The 22,315-nt window shown below is 55.1% G+C and carries 18 protein-coding genes and 1 pseudogene; 7 read left to right on the forward strand and 12 right to left on the reverse strand.

Going from position 1 to position 22,315, the window contains the following annotated elements; translation table 11 throughout:
* The first annotated feature begins 12 nt into the window (after nucleotides 1–12).
* From AC2FGC_RS05250 to AC2FGC_RS05260, 3 genes are read left to right on the forward strand one after another with little or no spacing between them, the layout of a single operon-like run.
* Nucleotides 13–456 carry an SRPBCC family protein gene (locus AC2FGC_RS05250; protein ID WP_496724191.1) on the forward strand — a complete coding sequence of 148 codons (444 nt, stop codon included), beginning with the start codon at nucleotides 13–15 and terminating at the stop codon, nucleotides 454–456.
* The gene (locus AC2FGC_RS05255) at nucleotides 449–1,153 is read left to right on the forward strand and encodes a maleate cis-trans isomerase family protein (RefSeq protein WP_496777843.1); all 705 of its coding nucleotides are present in this window, start codon (nucleotides 449–451) and stop codon (nucleotides 1,151–1,153) included. Before AC2FGC_RS05250 ends, AC2FGC_RS05255 begins: the two co-directional genes overlap by 8 nt.
* Complete coding sequence (locus AC2FGC_RS05260; RefSeq protein ID WP_496781573.1) at nucleotides 1,154–3,568, forward strand: GcvT family protein; 2,415 nt, start codon at nucleotides 1,154–1,156, stop codon at nucleotides 3,566–3,568. It abuts the gene before it with no gap.
* On the opposite strand, the gene AC2FGC_RS05265 is transcribed toward AC2FGC_RS05260, so the two are convergent.
* From AC2FGC_RS05265 to AC2FGC_RS05295, 7 genes are all read right to left on the reverse strand, one after another.
* A complete protein-coding gene (locus AC2FGC_RS05265) occupies nucleotides 3,565–4,485 on the reverse strand; it encodes a LysR family transcriptional regulator (RefSeq protein WP_496724186.1) in 921 nt (306 codons plus the stop codon). The two genes, AC2FGC_RS05260 and AC2FGC_RS05265, sit on opposite strands and share 4 nt — an antisense overlap.
* Before the next feature lie 206 nt (nucleotides 4,486–4,691).
* Complete coding sequence (locus AC2FGC_RS05270) at nucleotides 4,692–6,371, reverse strand: thiamine pyrophosphate-binding protein (protein ID WP_496781575.1); 1,680 nt, start codon at nucleotides 6,369–6,371, stop codon at nucleotides 4,692–4,694.
* A gap of 3 nt (nucleotides 6,372–6,374) precedes the next feature.
* Nucleotides 6,375–8,786, reverse strand: a complete 2,412-nt coding sequence (locus AC2FGC_RS05275; RefSeq protein WP_496781577.1) for an FAD-dependent oxidoreductase — start codon at nucleotides 8,784–8,786, stop codon at nucleotides 6,375–6,377.
* A complete protein-coding gene (locus tag AC2FGC_RS05280) occupies nucleotides 8,786–11,185 on the reverse strand; it encodes a GcvT family protein (protein ID WP_496781579.1) in 2,400 nt (799 codons plus the stop codon). Before AC2FGC_RS05280 ends, AC2FGC_RS05275 begins: the two co-directional genes overlap by 1 nt.
* Entirely contained in the window at nucleotides 11,182–12,471 is a 1,290-nt protein-coding gene (locus tag AC2FGC_RS05285; protein ID WP_496724179.1) for an aspartate aminotransferase family protein, read from the reverse strand. Before AC2FGC_RS05285 ends, AC2FGC_RS05280 begins: the two co-directional genes overlap by 4 nt.
* Entirely contained in the window at nucleotides 12,468–12,683 is a 216-nt protein-coding gene (locus AC2FGC_RS05290; RefSeq protein WP_496781891.1) for a trimethylamine methyltransferase family protein, read from the reverse strand. Before AC2FGC_RS05290 ends, AC2FGC_RS05285 begins: the two co-directional genes overlap by 4 nt.
* Nucleotides 12,622–14,019, reverse strand: a complete 1,398-nt coding sequence (locus AC2FGC_RS05295; RefSeq protein ID WP_496781581.1) for a trimethylamine methyltransferase family protein — start codon at nucleotides 14,017–14,019, stop codon at nucleotides 12,622–12,624. Before AC2FGC_RS05295 ends, AC2FGC_RS05290 begins: the two co-directional genes overlap by 62 nt.
* A gap of 109 nt (nucleotides 14,020–14,128) precedes the next feature.
* On the opposite strand from AC2FGC_RS05295, the gene AC2FGC_RS05300 reads away from it, so the two are divergent.
* Nucleotides 14,129–14,995, forward strand: coding sequence for a LysR family transcriptional regulator (locus tag AC2FGC_RS05300; protein ID WP_496724175.1), 867 nt, complete (start codon nucleotides 14,129–14,131; stop codon nucleotides 14,993–14,995).
* A 1,012-nt stretch (nucleotides 14,996–16,007) separates the two neighbouring features.
* Here AC2FGC_RS05300 and AC2FGC_RS05305 read toward each other — a convergent pair.
* The 3 genes from AC2FGC_RS05305 to AC2FGC_RS05315 are packed head-to-tail and all read right to left on the reverse strand — an operon-like array spanning nucleotide 16,008 to nucleotide 18,011.
* Entirely contained in the window at nucleotides 16,008–17,060 is a 1,053-nt protein-coding gene (locus AC2FGC_RS05305; protein ID WP_496724173.1) for an adenylate/guanylate cyclase domain-containing protein, read from the reverse strand.
* Nucleotides 17,057–17,446 (reverse strand): DUF1987 domain-containing protein, encoded by a 390-nt coding sequence (locus AC2FGC_RS05310; RefSeq protein WP_496724171.1) that lies wholly within the window; start codon nucleotides 17,444–17,446, stop codon nucleotides 17,057–17,059. Before AC2FGC_RS05310 ends, AC2FGC_RS05305 begins: the two co-directional genes overlap by 4 nt.
* Before the next feature lie 10 nt (nucleotides 17,447–17,456).
* Entirely contained in the window at nucleotides 17,457–18,011 is a 555-nt protein-coding gene (locus AC2FGC_RS05315) for a SiaB family protein kinase (RefSeq protein ID WP_496724169.1), read from the reverse strand.
* A gap of 120 nt (nucleotides 18,012–18,131) precedes the next feature.
* Between AC2FGC_RS05315 and AC2FGC_RS05320 the strand changes: the two genes are divergently transcribed.
* The 3 genes and pseudogenes from AC2FGC_RS05320 to AC2FGC_RS05330 all read left to right on the forward strand — a co-directional run.
* Nucleotides 18,132–18,509 carry a hypothetical protein gene (locus AC2FGC_RS05320; protein WP_496724167.1) on the forward strand — a complete coding sequence of 126 codons (378 nt, stop codon included), beginning with the start codon at nucleotides 18,132–18,134 and terminating at the stop codon, nucleotides 18,507–18,509.
* Nucleotides 18,510–18,534: 25 nt separating this feature from the next.
* Nucleotides 18,535–20,001 carry a SpoIIE family protein phosphatase gene (locus AC2FGC_RS05325; RefSeq protein WP_496781583.1) on the forward strand — a complete coding sequence of 489 codons (1,467 nt, stop codon included), beginning with the start codon at nucleotides 18,535–18,537 and terminating at the stop codon, nucleotides 19,999–20,001.
* Between the two features lie 637 nt (nucleotides 20,002–20,638).
* A pseudogene (locus AC2FGC_RS05330) lies at nucleotides 20,639–20,751 on the forward strand (IS5/IS1182 family transposase); the annotation flags it as partial.
* A gap of 27 nt (nucleotides 20,752–20,778) precedes the next feature.
* On the opposite strand, the gene AC2FGC_RS05335 reads toward AC2FGC_RS05330, so the two are convergent.
* Nucleotides 20,779–21,264 (reverse strand): prepilin peptidase, encoded by a 486-nt coding sequence (locus tag AC2FGC_RS05335; protein ID WP_496724163.1) that lies wholly within the window; start codon nucleotides 21,262–21,264, stop codon nucleotides 20,779–20,781.
* Nucleotides 21,254–22,066: a helix-turn-helix transcriptional regulator gene (locus AC2FGC_RS05340; protein WP_496724161.1), complete on the reverse strand. Its 813-nt coding sequence runs from the start codon at nucleotides 22,064–22,066 to the stop codon at nucleotides 21,254–21,256. Before AC2FGC_RS05340 ends, AC2FGC_RS05335 begins: the two co-directional genes overlap by 11 nt.
* Nucleotides 22,067–22,315 lie beyond the last annotated feature (249 nt).

The raw sequence follows: 22,315 nt of genomic DNA on the forward strand, positions 1-22,315 counted from the left end.
AGAGGAGCCGACATGCACGTCTTCAGAAGTATGGTCATCGACAGTGACATAAACAGAGTCTGGGCGGCCGTTCGCGCCTTTGACGGTGTAGTGCATTGGAATCCGGGCGTGGTAGGTGTTGGCCTGGAGAACGGATCACCGACCGCCACCGGCACCATCCGCAAGCTGGACATCGCCGATGGCACAGTGTTCCGGGAAACCTTGTTGGCCCATTCTGATACCGATCATTCCTATACCTATGACATCCTCGAAAGTGCGCTTCCCGTGACCGGGTACGTGTCCACGCATCGATTCATTCCGATCACCCATACACGCCAAACTCTGAGCATCTGGGAAAGCCATTTCGACTGTGCCGCGGGGGTCGCTGATGCAATGGAAAAGACTGTCGGCGACGTAATCTATATCGGCGGCATGATCGGACTTAGCCAATTCCTGAAGGAGACTGAGAATGGCTGACACACTTGCCCCTCGCGCCGTGATTGGCGTCATGACGCCTGCGATGAATACTGTCGTCCAGCCGGAGTTGGAATTGCTTCGACCGAAGGGTGTGACCAACCAGATGCAGCGCTTTCGTTTGGGGGGCGATGCGGTGTCGGATGACCTGCCCGACGAAGCGGCAAAGTTGATGGACTGTGCGCCGTCGGCAATCGCCGTCGGTCTGACAACCGACGCAGGGCTCGGTGGGCCGGACAAACTGAAGGCGCGGTGCGAAGATATCGCACAGCAGGTCGGCGTGCCGGTGATTGGCGCTTCGCAAGCCGATTATGCGGGGTTGCGCGCCCTTGGGGCGACGCGTGTTGGCATTGTCACGCCGTTCAACGCTGAAGTCGATGCTGTTGTGAAAGCAAACACTGAAAACGCCGGGTTCGAGGTGGTCGCGATCAAGGGCACCGAAGCGCCCACGCTTCCTGCCATCTGTGAAACTCCGTTGGAGGATATCCGGTCCGTCTTTGCTGAGGTCGCTTCCTCGGATTGCGACGTTATCCTTCAGGTCGGGACCGCGCTGCCCGTGGTGGCCATGATCGGCGCGTTGGAAGACACCCACGGCAAGCCAATCGTGGCCTGCAATGCGGCGGTCTATTGGCATTCGCTGCGCGCCGTCGGCATAACCGATCCGATCACTGGTTTTGGAAGACTATTGGAGTCGCACTGAATGCAAAGCCATGCAGAGGTTGTTGTCATTGGCGGAGGCGCAGTTGGTGCTGCAATCCTGTACCATCTGGCTAAGGCGGGCATCACCGATGCCGTTTTGCTTGAAAAGAATGAACTGACTGCGGGGTCGACGTGGCATGCCGCGGGCAATATTCCCACCTACGCTAACTCGTGGTTGGGCATGCGCGCCGGAAACTATGCCTGGCAGCTTTACAAGGAGCTTGCCAAAGACCCGGTCACGCCGATCACCTATCGGCATACATCCGCTATCTGGCCTGCTCACACGCCTGAGCGGATGCAACTATTCCAACACCTGTGCGGTGTGTCTCGATCGGCGGGGTTTGAACTGTCGATGCTGACGCCGTCGCAGATTGAAGAGATGCATCCTTATTGGCAGGCGGATGATACAATCCATGGTGGGATATTTGATCCCTATGAGGGCGACATCGATCCCAGTCAGTTGACCCAGGCACTGGCCAAACACGCCCGTGACTTGGGTGCAAAGGTTTATCGGTTCACGCCGGTCACAGGATTGCGACAGCATGCGTCGGGGGAATGGGTGGTTGAAACATCGACTGGCGCCATTGCCGCGGGAACCGTGATAAATGCGGCGGGTTCAAGCGGCGGACGGATTGCGGCAATGGCAGGGTTGCACGTGCCCGTCGTCACCCTTGAACACCAATATATGGTGACATCGCCACTGGCGGTTCTCGAGAAGGACACCGACACGTTTCCTTTGATCCGAGACCCCGACATGCGCTTTTACCTCAGGCGCGAACGAAACGCCTTGTTGCTCGGGTCCTATGCCCACGAAGGCCGCCCGGTCTGGCAAGACGGGGTTCCCCAGGACTTTGACCATCAGTTGTTTGCAGATGATATCGACGGGATGATGGCGGTGTTCGAAGCGGCCTCAGCCCATGTGCCTCAGCTTGCCGAAGCGGGTGCCCAGCGTTTCGTTAATGGCCCGATCCCCTATTCGCCTGACGCACTTCCCCTTGTAGGGCCCGCCGCAGGTGTTCGAAACTTCTACCATGCGACCGGCGTTCAGATTGGCATCATGCATTCAGCGGCCATTGGCAAAGCCATGGCCGAATGGCTGACGACAGGCGAAACCGAATGGGATCTGTCCGCCTGGGATCCCCGCCGGTTCGGGTCATGGGCCACGCAAGACTATGCAGCGGCACGCGCGTCCGAGCATTATGACCTGCAATATGCGATCCCCTATCCTCATCGTCTTATGGATTCTGGGCGACCGCTCAACAAGACCCCGCTCTATAAGCAACTTGTCGAACAGGGCGCGGTCATGGGACAAATCGGCGGCTGGGAACGGGCATTCTGGTTCGATCTGGGCAAGACAAACGATCCAAGCGCTTTGAGCTTCGGACACGAACCTTGGCAGGATGCCGTGCGGATTGAATGCGAAACGGTTCGTGATCGAGTCGGGATCATGGACCATGGCGGCTTCACAAAATTCACCCTGGATGGGCCCGACGCGGCCAAGGTGCTTGATAAAGTAGTCTGCGGAACGCTGCCGCCCGTCGGTCGGGTGCGTCTGTCCTATATGCTGACACCCAAGGGACACATATGGTCAGAAGCGACAATTGCCCGTTTGGCCGACGACAGATTTCTGCTGTGTGGCCCTACCCTGGCTGTTGATCGAGACTTCGACTGGATTGCGACCGATTGCGGCGATGCCGACGTTCGTTTGACCAAGGGTTGCACTCGCGATGGCGCGCTTTTGGTGATGGGTCCGAAATCCCGCGATCTGTTGCAGGGCCTCACTGCCGATGACCTGAGCGCGGCCAATGCACCCTGGATGAGCCTGGCCGAAATCGAGATCGCAGGTATGCCGGTCACGGCCATGCGGGTCAGCTTCGTGGGCGAGTTGGGTTGGGAGCTACATGTCGCCTCGTCAGATCTGGTGGCCCTTTACGATGCGATCTGGACGGCGGGCAAGCCGCATGGCATCTGCAATTTCGGTTCTTACGCGCTTAATGCCATGCGCGTCGAAAAGGGGTATCTCGGCTGGGGCGCGGACTTTGGCGTTGAATACACGCTGTTCGATGTTGGTCTTTCCAGGTTCGCGAACATGTCCAAGCCTTTCACCGGTCGACAGGCCGTTGAACAACAGGCAATGCAGAAAGCTGCATGGGCCTTTATCGGGTTGGAGATCACCGATCTCGGGCCAGAGCCATTGCCATCCGACCCGATCATCCGAGAGGGACGGGTCATCGGTTACTTGACGTCGGTCTCGATGGGCTATCGAACCGGCAAGTTTTTGGCGCTCGGCTATGTTGAAAATGGTTCGCTCGAGATGGGAGAGGACTGTTTGGTTCAGGCTTTCGGCGAGATGCGCGCGGCAACGCGTCATTCTCACCATGTGTACGATCCAAAAAACGAGAAGCTCCGGTCCTAACCGAACCCGCCGTTTGCCGAAGACCACCGCGCAAGAGCTTGGGCGACTTCCAGAATGGGGCCTGTGCCCCTGTCTTCGGATCGTATCATTGCGACCCAAGGCACCTCGATTCCGTCCTTGCCGACGCGCAGGCCGATTATACGTCCAGCTTCGATGGCCGGGCGCACGGCCCAGCCAGCAAGCACGCTGCTGCCCTGACCGGCGGCCACAAGCTCGACGATGGCTTCGGGCATCTCGACCGTTGTGGTCCAGCGTGGATAGCGCCCGGACGGGCGAAACAGCCGGGCAAATTCACGATCCGGCTCAGGGGTCAGGGCGTAAGTGATGAAGTCTTCCCCTTCGATGTCCTTGCCTTCGATATGAGTTTTTGCGGCAAGCGGGTGATCTGGTGCGAAGATGAACAGCAACTCGTCCCTGAACAGTGGAATGCAATGCGTTCCAATGGGCGTTGCCTCCTCTGACGTCACAATGATGTCGGCGTGCCTGTTTGCAAGTGCGCCAACAGGTTTGCGCGTCACGCTTGCCATGACCTGAAGCTCAATTCCCGGTAGCCGCGTTTGCAGATAGCGGATGAAATCGGGCAACCAATACGACGCGCTGTAGGTTTCGACCGCGATGCGCACGACATGCTCCACACCGCGGTCCATTCGCCGAACATCGCGCTCGGCCCGGTCCATTTCGGTCAGAACGCGATCTGCGACATCGGCAAGATATTCCGCCGCCGGGGTCATGCGCAGGCGCTTGTGGATGCGTGTAAATAGAACCAGATCCAACCGTCGTTCGGCTTCTTTGATGCGATGCGAAAGAGCCGACGAAGTGACCCCTAAAGCCTCGGCCGCATCGTTGACACGCCCGTGTTCGGCAATCGCGCGGATCATCTTCAGATGACGCAAATCAAGAAAGGGGCCTTCTGCCATTTGAACCTGAGCAGATTTCACATAACGGGTGATTTTCTTTATCGCTATTCATCATAGGTCAAGTCGAAACTTTGATCGAGTGAGATCGTCCGTTTTAAGCCTCGGACGAACATTCCAGCATCAACATGCTTGCGCCCTTTTCTCGGGCTGCGTGCGTGGTACAAAGATCCGTGCTACCAGCGTCGATGATGATGGAGCACAGGCGCTTATTCCTTTGCCCCATTCTGCGGTGCCCTGAACAGGTCTTTGCGCAGCGTCATCAGCGCGCCCGGATCGATCTTGGCTTGAATAATTGTTGTTTGTTCCGATGTAATGGCCTCTTGTAGGGCGGGGCCCATACCGCCGGGGCCGTCAACCCAGATGCCTTTGCCACCGCAGAGTTCGGCGAATTTGTCAAAGCGGGGGCTTTCAATTTCCGCGCCCAGAAGACGCCCGCCGTAAAACTCTTGCTGATAGGCTTTCTCAGCGCCCCATGCCTCGTTGTCGAGCACTACGATGGTGATCGGGAGCTTATGCGAAATGGCGGTTTGAATCTCGATCATAGTGTAGCCAACAGCACCGTCGCCCATGATCGCGACAACCGGGCGCTCAGGGGCGGCGGCTTTGGCGCCGATTGCGGCGGCAAGACCAAAGCCAACAAGACCAAAATCCAGCGGTGTGATCAGTGACATTGGTTCGTAATGGGCCAGGCGATCCGCAGCCTGCAGGCAGGTGTTGCCGGTATCAAGTGTAACAATGGCGTCTTCAGGCAAGGCATTGCGCAGCTCTGCCAAAGCGCGGCGGGGGTGCAAGGGCAGCGTTTCGATTACGGCCTCTTTGGCCCGTTCAGCCCAAAGACTGTCCATATCCGCCTTGAAGCTCTCGCGCCATGCGTCGCATTTTGGCTTCCGGCCTGCCTCGGTCAGCGCTTCGGCCGTAAGGCGCGCGTCACCTTGAGCCGCGATTTCAGCAGGGAAATAGCGACCAACGGCAGAGCCTTCGACATCAACATGCGCGATGCGAGTATCTGCACCGACGTAGTCGTTGGAATGGAAGGTAGAATTGAAGCCAAGGCGAGCGCCGATCACGAACATCACATCTGCTTCTCTCGTCAGACGGCTGGCCACGCGGTTGCCGCGCGGTCCGGCTTGTCCGGCAAACCAGGGGTGGCCATGGCGCATCACATCTGCATGGCCGGTCGAGGCCACAACGGGCACTTCAAGTGTTTCTACCAGCGCGGTCAGCGCATCACGACCCGCGCCCCATTTGAAGCCACCTCCGGCAAAGATCACTGGGCGTTCTGCCCCGGCCAGCAACGCGGCAATGGTGGTGACGTCAGCAGGCGCGGCCGGACCCGGGCGCGCAATCCGTAGCGGTCTGGGATCAATGGCGGGGATTTCTTCAGCAAAAAGGTCGCGTGGGACATGCAGCACAACGGGGCCTCGGCGACCAGTGTTGGCCAGACGAATGGCATCCTCAAGCATCGGAGCCAGCCTCGAAGGATCAGTTACCATCACTGACCGCTTGCAGATCGGCGCAAAGACGGCGACCTGATCGACCTCTTGAAACGTGTCCTTGCATTGATCTGCACGGGTGATCGCACCCGCAATGACAACCATCGGAGAATAGGCTAGATGCGCCTCGGCCACGGCAGTCACGATATTCACCACGCCGGGACCGGCCTGCGCGCCTAAAACCATGCCTGGCTTGCCGGTCATACGCGCCCAAGCATCGGCCATGTGACCCGCCGCGCGTTCATCGCGCGCACCGACATAGGCAATCTCTCCGCCCTGATATATCGCGTCATAAAGTTCCAGCATTGATCCACCCAAGAGGCCGAACACAGTGTCGATCCCATTGGCCTTCAAAACGCGATAGACGGCCTCGCCGCCGGATATATTAGTCATCTCTCAGTCCTCGGCTCTTGGGCGCAGGTTGTCGGCATCAAACAGCGGGGCGTCATGTATCGTCACCGGATAAGCTTCATTCAAAATCTGAATCGTAAGATTTGCGCGCGGCGTCCCTTTCTTTACAAAGAGCCACCCGAGCGATTTGCCCACCGTGTAGCCGTAGCCACCCGACGTGGTCAGACCTACGATCCGGTCTTTCAACAAGACCGGCTCTCCGCCATGAACATCGAGACCGTCAGCATGAAGCTCTGCATAAAGCAGCTCCCATTCCGGATTACGGGCCAGCATCGCGTCCTTGCCGATGAATTCACGATCCTTGGCCACGATGAACCGTTCAAGCCCAACATCCAGCGGTCCGACATCAGTCGTCATTTCACCGCTGGCGCGATAAGCTTTTTCCATCCGCAATCCGTTGAAAGCATAGGACCCCAGATCGGCCAGTCCAAACTTGGCACCTGCCTCGAACAGAGCGTCATAGATGTCTGCAATGCGCTCCAGTGGGGCGTGAAGTTCCCAGCCCAATTCGCCCACGAATGAAACGCGCAACGCATAGCAGGGCACTTGGGCGACCGTGATTTCCTGCCCTGAAAGCCATGGGAAAGCTGCATTGGACAGATCGGCCTCTGTCAGTTCAGACAAAATGCGCCGCGAAGCAGGGCCTGACATAGCCAGCATTCCCCAATCGGCGCTGTGATCAACAATCTGCACGTCTTCACCCGGCTGGATATGGCTTTGTATCCAGGCGAAATCCGGGTTAGCGCGAGTAATGGGGGAGCCTGTGAAATAGCGATCCTTATCAATACGCCAAATGGTGATCTCAGTCTCGAAACGGCCCTTCTCGGTCAACAAATGGTTGAGGCTCATCCGCCCGTCTTTGCGGGGGATACGGTTGGCAGACAAGCGATCCAGCAGTTTGCCCGCATCCTTGCCGGTGATCTCGAATTGGGCGAATGCGCAAAGGTCGATCACACTAGCGGCTTCTCGGGTAGCTTTTGCCTCGGCCAGCGCATTCTCATGCCAGGGCTGACGGCCCCAACCGATTTGCTCAACTTCACCGAGATCCCCGAAGTAACGCGGACGCTCCCAGCCTGCAATCTCACCAAACACCGCCCCTTTGGCAGCCAGCCGATCATAGAGAGGATGCCGGTTCACCGGGCGCAAGCTATTGAACTGTTTTCCGGGGCACGGCGTGTCATGACGGCGCATGAATTCGTCTTTGGTGCGCTCAACGATGTAATGATCCGATGCAAAATCCCCGTAACGGCGGGGATCAAGGCTGCGTGTGTTGATCGAGGTTTCGCCGTGCACCATCCAGTCGGCCAGTACTTTGCCAGCACCGCCGCCCCAGGCAAGACCAATGGATGAGCCACAAGACAGCCAGACATTGGGCGCACCAGAAGGCCCGACCAGCATTCCTCCATCCGGCGTATGGGTGATCGCGCCGCGCACAACGCGTTTGATCCCAAGCTCGGCCAGGATCGGCATCTTTTCGAAAGCAACCATCAGGAAATCGCCAATTGAGTCGTAATCCGCAGCAAACAGCTCGTTCTCGGCAGCCCATGGCGCGCCTTCAGGCATTTCCCAAACGGTCGGGCACTCATGGCCCTCGTAAATACCAATCAACCCGGATTTCTGTTCCTGCCGGATATAGCCACCATAAGAGTTGTCGCGCATCACCGGCAATTCCGGGCGGCCTTCGAATTCGGGCACTGTGTCGGTGACAAGGTAGTGATGTAGGCAAGAGACCGAGGGTATCTTGAGCCCGAACCATTCGCCGACCTGATTGGCGTAGGATCCGGCGGCAATCACGATATGCTCGGCCGATACGTCGCCCTTTTGGGTCTTGAGTAGCCACATATCGCCCCTGCGACTGGCGCCCAGAACCTGATTGTGCCGCTCGATCTTTGCCCCTCGTGCACGGGTAGCAGCGGCCAGTGCCATGGTCACTCCAGACGGGTCTATATGCCCATCCTCATAGGTTTGTACGGCAGCTTTTACATTATCTACATTGTAGAACGGGTTGCCTTTCGCAACCTCATCCGGCCCCACCAAATCCATCGGCAGATCCAGCAATCTGCCGACGCCCATGATCGACTTCATCCAGTCGACTTCATCATCGGTTGTGGCAATGCGGAACCCACCGACCTCATGCCAGCCGATGCTTTGCCCCGTTTCCAGCTCGACACACTTGTAGGTCTCGATCGATGTCTTGTTGATCCAGCCTGCAACACGGCTGCCCACGGCATGGGCAATTTGCCCTGCTGCGTGCCATGTGGACCCGCTGGTCAGTTCAGCCTTTTCAAACAGGATCGTGTCGGTCCAGCCATTTTCAGCGAGTTGGAACTGAGCCGCAACGCCCATAATACCGCCGCCAATGATCGCAACGCGGGTCGTGCGTGTCGTCTGCGACATCAAAACGCCTCCTTGGCGGGTTGTAGCGAACATTTTGCGGAATAGCGGGTACAGGCGATTTCCACCTCGAACCCCGTCACAACGTCTTGCCCCGCAATCAGGTCCAACGGCGCGTTTATCATCGCCAGCGCAGCAGAGCGGTCAAAACGATAGCTCCACGCCGCAGAAGTTATCTGTCCAACGACGCGGCCATCATAGTAAATCGGTTCATCATGAATCGGGATCGCATTCGGGTCATCGAACATAAGCGAAACGATCCGACGCTTGGGTTGACCCGCTTTAACCAACGCCTCCTCACCTACGAAGCCGGTGCCAAAAGCACAGAACGCACCCAACCCGGCCTCTTGCGGCGTTGTGCCCGGTGTCAATTCATGGCCGAAGGCACGAAACCCACTTTCGATCCGCAAGCTGCCGCTGGCAAAGAGGCCTGCATGAGAGGCACCTGCCGCGACAAGCGCCTCATGCGCGGCCATGGCCATGTCAGCAGGAACATAAAGTTCATACCCTTCTTCACCGGTAAAGCTCAGACGACCAGCCCAACCGCGCGCCAACCCGATCTCGACCGGCGCAAAACCAAAGCGTTTGAGGTCAGGTACTGACGCATTGCTGGTGGCCTGCAATACGTCGTGCGCTTTAGCCCCGGCGAGGCCAATCACGGCATAGCCGCTTGTCACATCGGTAAACTCGACACGGAAGTCGCTTTTGGTGTCGTGCATACGTTTCATGACACGGACAACTTCGCCCGCGCCGACGATCATCAGATAAGTCGCCGGGCCATGACGTTGCACGGTCAGATCGCTTTCAACACCACCTCGCGCATTCAGGATTTGGGTATAGGCGATGCGCCCTTCGGCGATGTCCATCTGCGCGGCACATAGCCGGTTGAGAAAGGCGCAGGCGTCCGGCCCCTGTATCATGATCTTGCCAAAGGCGGATTGATCAAGAATGGCCGCGCCATTGCGGCAGGCGTCTACTTCCCGCTTCACCTGACCGCGCCATTTCGGTGCGGCGAAGGTGAGTGGCAGATGCGTTGCATCTCCACCAAAATGCACGGCGCGTTCCCAGCCCCCTCGCGCCTCAAAACGCGCACCCGCGGCCATCAGCCCCTGGTGAATTGGCGAGCGGCGCTGACCGCGCGCAGTGTCCATTGACCGACCTGGATAGGGATTGTCGTAGTGCCGACCCAGCACCTCGGGAATGCGGGCTTCTAGCGCGCCCAACACGTTCATTTCGGGACTGAAACGGCGTATGTCAGCTTCGTTCAGTTCCATCGTCGGCTCGCCCGCGATGATCCATTCTGCCATCGCCTTGCCCGCGCCACCAGCCAAAGCGATCCCGGTAGAGTTCATGCCCCCCATCAGGAAGAGACCCGGCACCTCAGGGCTTTCACCCAGCATGAACTGGCTGTCGAGTGTAAAGCTTTCGGGGCCGTTCAGCAGCATCCGCACTTCGGCGGTTTCCAGAGCGGGAATGCGGCGCAGCGCATTCTCCATCATCGGCATGAAGTGGTCCCAATCTTCATCCAGCAGATCGAATGAAAAATCCGCAGGCAGATCACGCGTAGAAATGCCCTTGGCATGGGGCTCAAACGAGCCGACCAGCAAGCCTTCAACATCATCGCGGGCATAAAGATAAGCGTCCTGATCGTTCAGCGTTGGCAGATGCACACCTTTGCCAAGCGCCTGTACCTCGGCCAGCGGCTTCGTCAGAATGTAGAAATGCTCGCAGGCATAAAGCGGCATATGCGCACCAGCCATTTCGGCCACTTCGCGCGACCAGAGACCGCTGGCGATCACGACCTCTTCGGCCTCAATCACGTACTCACCGATTTCGACGCCCGAGATGCGACCATCTTTCTTTTGCAACCCGGTCACACGGGTGTCTTCGAAAAATTTCACACCGGGCGCCTTGGCTCCTTTGGACAACGCAAGCGCCACATCAGACGGGTTCACGCGCCCATCAGCAGGCGACCAAACGGCACCGATCACGTCGTCCACTTCAATCAACGGCCAAAGTTCTTGTGCGCGGACGGCATCGACCACCTCGGCCTTCAGCCCAAAAGCACGACCAAGCGATACCTGCCGTTTGATGTTGGTCAGCCGGTCCTCATTGGTTGCCAGCGTCAGCGATCCCGTTTGTGTCCAGCCAGTGGCTTGTCCGGTCTCAACTTCCAACTCGCCGTAAAGGTCAATCGAGTAGTTGATCAATTTCGTCAGCGTCGCCGACGGGCGCAAACGCCGAACCAGACCGGCGGCATGCCATGTGGTGCCTGACGTCAGTTTCGAACGTTCCAGCACCACGATATCTTTGCGCCCTTCGCGGGCCAGGTGATAGGCGATGGAACACCCGATAACGCCACCGCCGATGATGACGGTGCGGGCGGAGGACGGGAGGGTCATTGCAATGCTCCGTCGCGGATCATGTCCGACAAAGTGTCGTCAAAGGCCAAGAGCGCTTCATCAACCAGTTCGGGTGTATGCGCGGCTGAGGTCAAACCAGAAGTATAGGCCATCATATCCACGCCGCGCGTCAGCATGCCGTCGCGATAGGCTTTGACCAAGGGTTTCGGTAGCCCCCTAATTTCGGCAGGGCTAAGTCCATCCAGACTGCTACGGCCGAAAAACACGTGGAAAACCGAACTGTCGCCATAGGCAATGCCCGCGATGCCCCGCCTCTTCATGGCGGCATTCATACCATCGCGCATGCGTGCGGCCATGGTATCGGCATGCGCCTGCGCCTCGCCGCTGGCCAAGAGCGAAGTCGCGGCACAGGCTGTAGCCGCAATCAGGGGCGAGCCGTTAAAAGTGCCCTTGTGGCTGACCGCAGGCCCAAACCCGCCTCGCACGGTTGCATTGTTCAAAAGCTCCATGATTTCGGCGCGACCACAAATCACGCCACCGGGCAAACCGCCTGTCGCGATTTTTGCCAAAGTGGTGAGGTCAGGTACGATCCCGTCGCGTGCCTGACGCCCACCAGGCGACCAGCGAAATCCGGTGATGATCTCATCAAAGATCAGCACAACACCAGCGGCACGCGCAACGTCGTGCAGCGCCATCAAGGTATCGGTGGCCAAGGGGACGCAGCCATAATTCGCGCCCGAGGCTTCAATGATTACCGTGCCAATACGGTCATCCCGTAGCGCGTCTTCCATAGCCTGAGGATCGGCTGCACAGATATGGATCAGATCGTTGATGGCATCCGGGATACCCAAAGACGGCGCCTGATCGCTGCCCGGCCTTGCCCCTTTCAATGCGTGATCATGCCAGCCATGGAAATGGCCCTCAACACGCAGCACGTGATCCTTGCCCGAATATGCTCTCCCAAGTCGCAGTGCCAGCATCGTGGATTCCGTACCCGATGCGGTGAAACGTGTGCGTTCGGCAGAAGGAATTAGCCGGTTGACCCACTCGGCCCACTCAATCTCCTGGGTGTGGCAGTCCGCGCTGAAAACCGAACGTTCGGCCTGTCTCTGCACCGCTTCGACAATTGCCGGGTGACAATGTCCTAACATCTGACTGGCGCTGCCCATTTTGAAATCAATATAGCGGCGTCCTTCAACGTCCCACTTTTCGGCACCTAGCGCGCGATCAATGAATATTGGGTGCGGATCACGAAATCGTAGCTCATGGCTGACACCACCTGGCAGGCTCGCGCGGGCGCGGGTGCTAAGATCTTGGTTCATCATTCCGGCCGTCCGATTTGTGCCCGTGTCAGGCGGATATCAAAATTCATCCTAAGCGTGCGATCCACTTCGTCCGGCAGGTGGCTGGGAAAATACGTACTCAGGATCTCTCTCGCTTTCTCCCGCGCAACGTCGCCAATCCGCTGAGCACCATCATCTTGCCAGTCGCGAGGCGCGCGCCGATCGCCGATCGCCGATCTCGGGATAGAAGTAATCTGACTTCATTCGGCCGAATGTGTGTTGCTCACCCAAATAATGCCCTTCACCCCGACAGACATCTGCGATGACATCAGCGGCGATATTTTCGGGTGTTGCTTCGACGCCGCGTACAGTGCGCAGGATGTTACCCAAAAGGTCATTGTCGCTGACATAGGCCGCGTGACTCACCCCCAAAAGGCTCGACATCATACCGGCGGCCTGGGTAATGATATTTGACCCAGCATGCGCCGCCATTGTCACCGCCAGCGATTTCTCGGCCCCATATTGGGCATCCAGCCGTTTTGCATCTGTGATCCCGGCAATCGAGCTCGTTGGCAAATCCCATCGCCGACCCATTTGCGCCGCACCTGCCATCAAGATGGCCTGTTCACCGCCACCGCCGCTCATCGATCCAGTCCGCAAGTCTGCCACAAGGGGTTTAGGGGCAAAAATCGCCTTGACCTTCGGATCGACCAACCGCGCAAATACCAGACCTGCCAGCGTTTCCGCTACCGCCTGCACCAGCGATCCGGCAATCGTTGCCGGGCTGGTGGCCCCGGCCTGTCCGGCGCTGATCAGCTGCACCGGGAACCCGGCCTTGATTGCCAACTCCAGCACCTCACAGGCTTCTTCGGCAAAACGCATGGGCGGAACCACATGGCACACCATGATCGTTAGGAAGGGACGGGCACGAAATGCCTCTTCGCCACCGGCGATTTCATAGCAAAGCTTTGCAATACCGGCCACGTTCTGCGGCTCGGTAACCGAAATCGAAACGTGCTTGGACGTGCCCGTAAGACAGGCGTAAGCGGTGTTCAGATCCATCAACGCGTTGTCTTCGACATCGCGTGCCACAACCGATCGGCTAAAGTGGTGAATATTGTCCATCCGGTCCACGATCCGCGCTGCATCGTAGAGGTCCTGCAATGTCGAATCTCGATATTCATGAGTGTCGAGATCAAACACGCCAGGCGCCGCGCCGCCGGTAGACATATGCACGCGGGCGGCTTCAATCTTCAGGTCGTTCTCGGGACGCTGGCCACATAAGGTGAACCCCCGCTGCGCTCCGTCCATCGCCCATTTCACCAGCGCGCGCGGGAACAACAGCCGACCATCATCCGTCATGGCCCCGCCAGCAGCAGTGACTTTTTCGATCATCGAAGGAATGGCCTGACTAAGCCCTAGGTCTTCAAGAAGCTTATATGCGGCTTCTTCGACCATACTTTCTTCGTCAGGCAAGAGCGGTTTAAGACGCCCACCAATCACCCCTGGCCATACCGGTGGCTGCGGGCCAGTCTCTGAGACTTGCTTTAAGCGGTCTTTACGACCGCGCCGACGGTTTGCCATGGTCATCGATTCATGAGCTCAGGTTTATGCAGCCCTATCCTGCACCGGAAATAGCAGAGTTTACAAAAGCAACATTCTCAGCAATGAATGAGAAAAACTCATCTATTGGATTGCCGTGACAGCTTCTCTTACAGCTTTACGTGCCTTTGACGCCGCCGCCCGGAACGGCAGTTTTCGGGCAGCCGCGGCGGACCTAACTGTGACCCCGACTGCGATCAGTCATCATATTCGCGGATTGGAGGATCAGTTTGGCGTCAAGCTATTCAGGCGGGAGGGTCGTGATGTCACCCTGACAGCTGAAGGCAAGCGCTTGGCCCATGCGACCAGTCAGGCCTTTGGCCTGTTGGACAGTGCGGTTCAATCCATGCATCGAAGCGCACGCAAAGCGGTGCGAGTTTCGGCGGGACCGATCTTTATGGCGCGCTGGCTCATGCCACGGATTAGTGATTTTTGGGAAGCCCATCCCGCGATCGAATTGGAAGTGGTGCCAGCCCTTTATCCCGGCGCGCACGAACGCGAGAATGTCGATATCATAATCCGCTGGGACCGCATCGCCGACATGGCAGAAGATGCAATCAAGCTGCTTGAGCTTAGCCCGGTCGCCATAGCATCCGAAGAGTTTGTCATTACACGAGGACCTATCGATCACCCAAAGGATCTATTAACCTTGCCCCTTTTGCATCAAAGAAATCACTGGGGGTGGCGGGACTGGTTTGAGGCAATGGGCGTTTCAATAGCCGATCTGCTCTACGGGCCGATCTTCGAGGACGCAAACGTGCTGCTGCGCGGCGCTGCCGAAGGCCAGGGAGCAATCATTGGCTGGCTTCCACTGATCGATCAGGATCTGGCGGAAAATAGAGTGGTTCGGATTTTTGATGAGCGTATCAACCCAACCCATGGCTACTTTATCGATGTCCAGCATACCAGCAGAACCCGTTCTGAGGTTCGAGAAGTTGAGGATTGGCTTGTCACACAATCATAATTGACAAATGCATCAGTTGTTGAGTGAGAGGCAAGCTTGTTTTCATGAAGCTGTCGATCTGCACTTGAGCGCGACATCGAATGACAGAATTGGTGATTATGGCCACAACGCAACGATGAGTGTGCTGCCTTTTCGAACAGATGCTGCGCCAGCAAACACCCTGAAGGACAACGGCAACATTGTCTGCAAGGCGGACATTCAGCGGAATTAACCGAATGTCTGCTTCGAGCCCGGCCCGGTCATCGGTTTGGAAGTCTCGCATGATGGCGCAGCAAATGACCGATTTCAGCCTGAGAAGATCTCTTCCTGATACGCGACTAATGCACTAGCACAACCAAAAAGGGGGCACGTGATTGAAAAAAAAGCCGGCGCAAACGCGCCGGCCAGTCCAACAGGGAGAAGGCAGAGTTGACCTCTGCATTGTGCAGTTCACCACAGGGATTTGGCGTTAGTTGGACCCCATTTTGGATTATTGTGCGGTTGTGGCTTCTTTGCCGACACATCAAAAAACTAATCTTCAAACGGTTGCAGCTCTGTCCGCAAGCCGGTCGTAGCCACGATCTAGGAGAGCGACCGTTTTTAGAGAGAGCGGTTGTTCCTGTTTGAAACTCCGAGTTTTCGGGGGTGAACGTCCGCTCAAATCCGCTAATCGGTCATCTGAGTAAATCCGTCAGGTGACTGCGTTGAGCCCAAGGTTCCGAATGCGGCAACCAGCACCAATGTCGGCAATGCGCAGAAAGCGGGCTTTGCAAAGTTTGGCGAACAGCTCTCTTCTGAATTCAAGGGTAGGTCTTTATTCTGCGGTCGCAGATCGCATTGCAGCCGTCCGCTGCAAGAGCAATCTTTTGGGTTGGGTGAGCTCACAGTCCGCGGGCGAAGCTACCTTTGAGGCAGGTTACATCTAATTCAGATGTATGAACAAAACTGACCTTGTCCACAGCATGGAACAATTCTTGAGTATTCGTGGGAATTTTCTGAGACACGTTCAAACACTGGCTGCGAGACCTCAGTGTTAGTTTTTGCGGAGTGATGCAAGAGCCGTCTTAAGTATCTCTAAGCTTGCGGCGCGTTCTTCTGGTGTCATCGAGCTCGGGTCCAACACCATTTGAAAATTCGGGTTTTCATATACTACTTTTTCTGCGCGCGGTCTCGATTTCTTTTGACCCAAGACACGGTATGTCATGACAGGTTGAGCCACGCCTTTGACTTGGATAGCTCCAACTTCTTCGGTCTCTATTTCGTGGTTCACGTGCGCCCAGGTTTCGTACGAGATGTAAATCTCTCCTTCCTCGGCCTGATGCTCCAACCTTGATGCCACGTTCACAGAGCCGCCGATAATGGTGTAATCCATTCGGTCGTCACTTCCAAAATTCCCAACCGTACAAAAGCCTGTATTGATACCTATACGGCATTGTAAATGTTGCCTTATTCCATGACGAATCCATTTTGCCCGCAACTCTGTCAACTTGTCTCGCATTGCAATTGCCATTCTCACACATGCCAAAGCATCTTCCCGCACCCCTTTAGTCTCCGGGTCTCCAAAGAAGACAAGGATTGCGTCCCCGATAAACTTATCTATCGTCGCACCGTGGTTCAGAGCGACTTCCGCCATTTCGGTCAGGTAGCTGTTCAGGAGTTCTGTTAAATCTTCCGACTCCATCTGATCCGTAAGCTCTGTGAAGCCGGCGACGTCCGAGAAAAACACTGTCAGCTTTTTTCGCTTACTCGCGAGTTTAACTTCTTGGCGACCGGAAAAGATCGAGTTGTAGACTTGAGGCGATAAGTATTTGGCAAGCTTTCCTGACAATGCCTCCAGCTCTTGGTTTTTTTGGGCAACCTCTTCGGCGGCGATGCGCTGTTTTTCGGCTAATGCATTCAGTTCCCGCTCGTTACGATCACTCAATCGCATCATGCGCCGCGTGGTTCTGAGCAGCTTTCTGTATTCTCCGACAAGGTTTTCAATTGATTTGCGTGTTTCATCATTCGGAAACTGTCCACTGTTTATAGCTGCTTCCGCGACTTCCAAAGCCTCATTCTCGCGAACAAAGAGATCGTCGATAGTCATCGATCCGACAACTTTTCCAGTGTGAACTTGGCATGTTTCAGGTCTTCCCCAAACTCCTCCCCAAGTTCCTCCATGGTCGCGTCTTCGGGGTCGTGAAACCAATAGACGTCAACTCTATTCCCCGCCTCAGCAGCGGAATCCAAAAGCTCCATGATCATCATGATGGCCTTGGCGCTGGACGAATTGAAATAGATGAGTTCAAAGTCAAAACGACATTTGGACATTGAACCATCCGACAACCAACTTTTCAAAGCATCAAACAACGGGTTGTAAAACGTCGTAACATCCTCAGGGTAGGATTCCCCAATCAGTTTGAGGTGGCCAACGTCAAAATCGAACGCGACGGCCGGGGTGCGGTTTGTTGCCGGGATATCAATTTTCTGCATTCGTACCCTCTTAAATCGTCGCTTTGAGTGCGAAGAATGCGTGCTGATCGTCAATCCGCATAAAATCAAACTCGATTGGCCTTGACGCTCGACGCGCAATTTCAATTAACCCGATACCTGCATTATTGCTGACGGCGTCAGTTTCTGACCGGAGTTGGCCTTTGTACGCAGCCCTAAGCTCCTCACGATTCATGGCGCGTAGTTCGGAAAGTCGTTTTCGCATGTTGTCTACGTCCCTCAAAAGGATCAGATTGCCCGCATGAACGACATAGCCGTTGGCCTCATTTCCTATGGTCACGATGCCGTAACTTATATCCAGTACCTCGGTCTCACCGTCGGCTGGTAGCCGTTCGACTGAATATCTGATGATGTTCTGCATTTGCTCTACGAAAACAGCGAAAACGCTTCGGAGAGTTTTTGTGTCAGCATCTTCAGACACTAATTTCTGCTTTAACGCATCGCCAACACCACTGAGGATACCTTCGGTTACATAACCACTGTATGCAAAGACAACACCTTGTCGGCGCAGGTTGGCGCGTAGATCGTAGACTTCGCTTGCAAGCATCTGTTCCCCTTGGTCATGCTTGGGTGGCACTAAGTTCAATTCAGGTCTTAATATCATAAGATACACATTTATGCATTTTCAGTGTATCAATTGTGCAGTGTTGTTAGTGGGGAGGTTTATATGATTAGGCTATTGTGTGTGGTCGCCGTAGTAATATCGTCCGACCCGGCTACAGCCGCCGACATTCCAACTGAGGTCAAGGCAAAGCTCCAATCCGCCATGATTTCGCATGTCGATGGGGTAATGGTCGACGGTTCTTACACGTATCTGGACACGACCACCAACGCGTTTGAAACCGTTTACCCTGCGAATGTTCATCCCATGGTTCTTCTTGCGGGAAGTGACTATTTCGTCTGCTCTGAAATGATAACCGAAGATGGCGATACCGTGACGGCGGACTTTCTTGTGCGTGAAGTTTCCGGGGATTACAAAGTTGTACAGATGATCGTCAACAATCGTGGCGCTCTCCAGGCCGCGATGAAGAACATCGGGAACTAGATGCCGAACACTATAGAGGCATTTATTGCGTAAACTCTGGACATTCTTGAAGCGCCGAATATTTCTGAAGCATATTCTGGCGACCCTCCTGCTCGGAGGCGTGTTAAATGCCATTGTGCTTCTTTTTTACTATGAATTTAAAAAGAAAGCTCAAACGGATCAGGTTGCCGCAGAGGTTGCAACGATTGCCAATCGTATAGCACGCCCGTTGGCTGAATTGGTTGAAGTAGGGAATTTTGCGCAAGCAACGAGCCTGCTCGCCGTCTATTCGGGTTTTCCTTACATTATTTGCGCTGAACAGAGGTTAGAGCGAAGCTCGGAATCTCTGGTTTCCTGGCCTGCTATTGGATGCGACAAGATAAAAAAATCTGGTCTAGATGTCGTCGTTTCTGTTCCGACGGCCGCAGGGCCAGCCACGATGTTGGTCCGAATTGATCAGGAGATCTTGAACGATGAGTTAAGGACAGAAGTGGGGGTTGTGGTACTTCTTGGAATGCTCGGGGGATTTGCACTCATCTTAGCAGGTGCCGCTGCATTTTTATGGCTCATTAACAGACCTCTCGGCCAAATGTTGAAAGCCATTGAAAGGTTCGAGCGATACGATGACCCTCAAATTGTCCCATACCAGTCGGAAGATGAGATTGGCAAGGTTGTTCAAAGCTATAACTCAATGTTGGATCGGGAGGTTGAACGTGTCAGTGAAATCCGCGAGGCGCACCACCAGATCGTCGCAAGTGTAAACTATGCCACGCGAATTCAGCAGGGTTTGTTGCCCAGAACAAGCCAGTGCAAGGCCGCCTTTGCTGATTTCGCTGTCATATGGGAACCACGCGATTTGGTTGGTGGGGATATCTACTGGGTCAAAACGGATGGCCCAATTACGACGCTCGCCGTAATTGATTGTACCGGACATGGCGTTCCAGGAGGCTTCATGACCATGTTGGCAATCGCTACACTCGAGCGGCTCTACTTCGAAAATGAAACGCTTAGCCCGTCGCTGGCGCTGTCCAAGTTGAGCGATTTGACGCGTTCACTTCTAAACCAGGACACTGAAAACGGGACCTCCAACGACGGCATGGACGCTGCGATATGCCAGATCGATTCAGCAAAAGGGGTAGCGACGTTTGCAGGTGCGCACATGTCTCTTTTGGTCAAATCCAAAACCGGCATTGACCGAATCCGAGGTGATAAGCTGAGCATTGGGTATGCTGATACTCCAATTGGTCCAAAATACTTGGAGCACGAAGTTCAAATGGATCAAATCACAGATTTTTTTATTTCAACTGACGGGTTGATTGACCAATTAGGTGGAGAAAAACGTTTAGCTTTTGGTTTTCAGAGAATTGTATCTGTATTTGAACAGGAAGAGTGGTCGTGTTCGGAAAATCTATTGTCGGCTATTCACAGCGCTTTTCAAGACTATAGTACGAATGAAGAACGTTTGGATGACTTAACCATGATCGCTTTTCGCACTGCCCGAAATACAGACTAAGGTGTGTTTGTGAGGTGCAACGCCCTCTGCTTATCCGTAAACGTTGATGCCTCTCCTGTACTATCTAAGGCTTTGTTAGGCGTTACTAAAACTGAGGTGACGTCGATTTTTCCTCGCTGAACAGACGCTACAGTGGACTGACCGTTCTACAGGGCGCTTCGGTGACATAGGTGCGGCCGCGGGATCGTCGAGATCGTCATACTGAACCTGATTGGCCGCTTTTTGAGTTTCCCATGAATGACTTTGCGACTGCAAAGAACGGCAGTGCCCGTCCCGCGTGTTACTGTGGCATGTCTGGTTTGGGCTGCCTGCGGTATTTGATTCCGAACAGGCGAAAGGCGGAAATGTTCGCACAGCAGACACTTGTCGCGATTTAGCGAACGACGGCTTAGAGCCCAAACTGGACACTGGTTCGCTACGCAGCATTGATCAATTTGGACGGCAACCGGACATTCTCTGCAGGCGCAAATTGGAGAGCCTTCCTATCGCTAAGCGATCATTCGGCTCCAACACGGTGCTGTTTGTCGGATCAACACAACATCTTTCTGGCCTAAGCGCTGTCGCCAACAACCTGAAAACCGCTAAAATGAATTTTCCTCACAATTCATAAAGCGATGTGGTGCTCACCACACCACCCCAGATCATGTTTGGCCGGTTCAAAGATTGGAGACGCGTTGCCATCTGCTACGACAGTAACCTAATGGCCTTCCGATCTGCCCTAGCACTCCAGCAACCGTTATTTATTGGCTATTCGGCCTAAAACTATCTTGGATAGTACTACCCCAAACCCATCGCAACCAAGGGCAATAATACACCCGACATGGCTATCGATACACCCATCGGATAGCTGGCTTTTGGTCGCAATGCGAGCCAGCGGCATTCCGGAAATCCAATTATCGAGCGGCTTGTGATCACAAACAGCATGCCCACGGCCATGGACAGGGTGAAAGTGTAAAAGAACAGCAAAAGAAAGTAGCTGGGCACAAACAATGTCAGCGCGGCGATTGCCTTTACGTCCCCTCCACCCCACAGGCGTAGCGTGAAACCAAGAAAACCAACGACAAAAACGCCAACGCCGAAGACCGCGCGGTACACCGTCTCGTGCAACGATAGAAACACGGGCGCGGAGAGGACAAAAGCGGCGAGCATCATCAGCACCAGCTTATTGGATATCCTGAGGTTCTTCAGGTCATTCCATGCCATTGCGGCCAAAAGCGGAGTAATGACGATCAAAGGGGCGAGCTGCGCGACTTCAGGCGACATTTTCGCTACCTGCAGTCGGCGATTGGCGCTTGACCACCGGGGTCAGCAAATCATGAATCAATTCGGGTTGAGATGACGTTTCTGTTTTCACGTAGATATTGCGAAGATGTGTACGCAGTGTCGAAATTGAAATCGACAACTCGGACAACAAGGCATTGTTGTTTAATCCCCGCGCCAATAACAGGCAAACCCGATATTCCGAGCGACTCAGCCGACAAGGGTTGTCCAAAGACAAAATGCTTTTTGGTTCTTTCTTGATAAGTTTTCGGCGCGTGTTTTTCAGCTTCGCTTCGGAAAACCGACCAAGAGATCTTTTCTTCCAGCAATCCGACAGAACATGGCCCAGAACGCTCAGAATATCTACCACGGCCGAAGAGATGGGGTGGCTGAAATGCAATTCCAGAAAGTCGGCGACACCATTTTGCCTTTCCAGCAAAATGGAAACGGACTCGTAAAATCTGCGGAACGCATAGAACTCTGACAGATGTTCATATTCGGAAAGGTCATCGAGGTCGCCGAACCAAGCCGACCCCAGTTTGGCCAGGCTCATGTTGTTGCCGCAGATGGCAGGCGCGATGCAGAAGTCGAAACCGCTGAAACTGTCCAGCGTCTTGTGATTGGCGTCGTAGCTCACCACTTTTGCCGAATTCTGATTGCCTTGCAGGTCGACCCGGCTGATTGCAACCACTTCCGCGTCAATTGCGCGAGCCGTTTCACGCAGTGCGTTTAGCAGTGGAACTTTCCCCTGAGAGGCCTGGCAAAGGACCGCCACGACCTTAAGAAGTTCTGAAGTCGGTGCCATTGCATCTGGCGCGAAACGATGCGCCGAAAACATACCATTCATACCGTTTAATACTGACCGAAACCCGATCAACCCTTTCGACAAACGCCCCCACCCGTCGATTGTGTCTCGATTTTTTTTGCGTGGCCGGACTCCACTTAACTGCATATAAGCTTAGTCATATTTCCCTAAAGCGGGCAAAAAGGTTCGCAACAAGTATTCTGTTTGTTCTCCTTTTGGAAACGCGGCCTGTTTGAACACGTTATTGAT

It is taken from the genome of Ruegeria sp. CDSC054 (assembly GCF_059610645.1).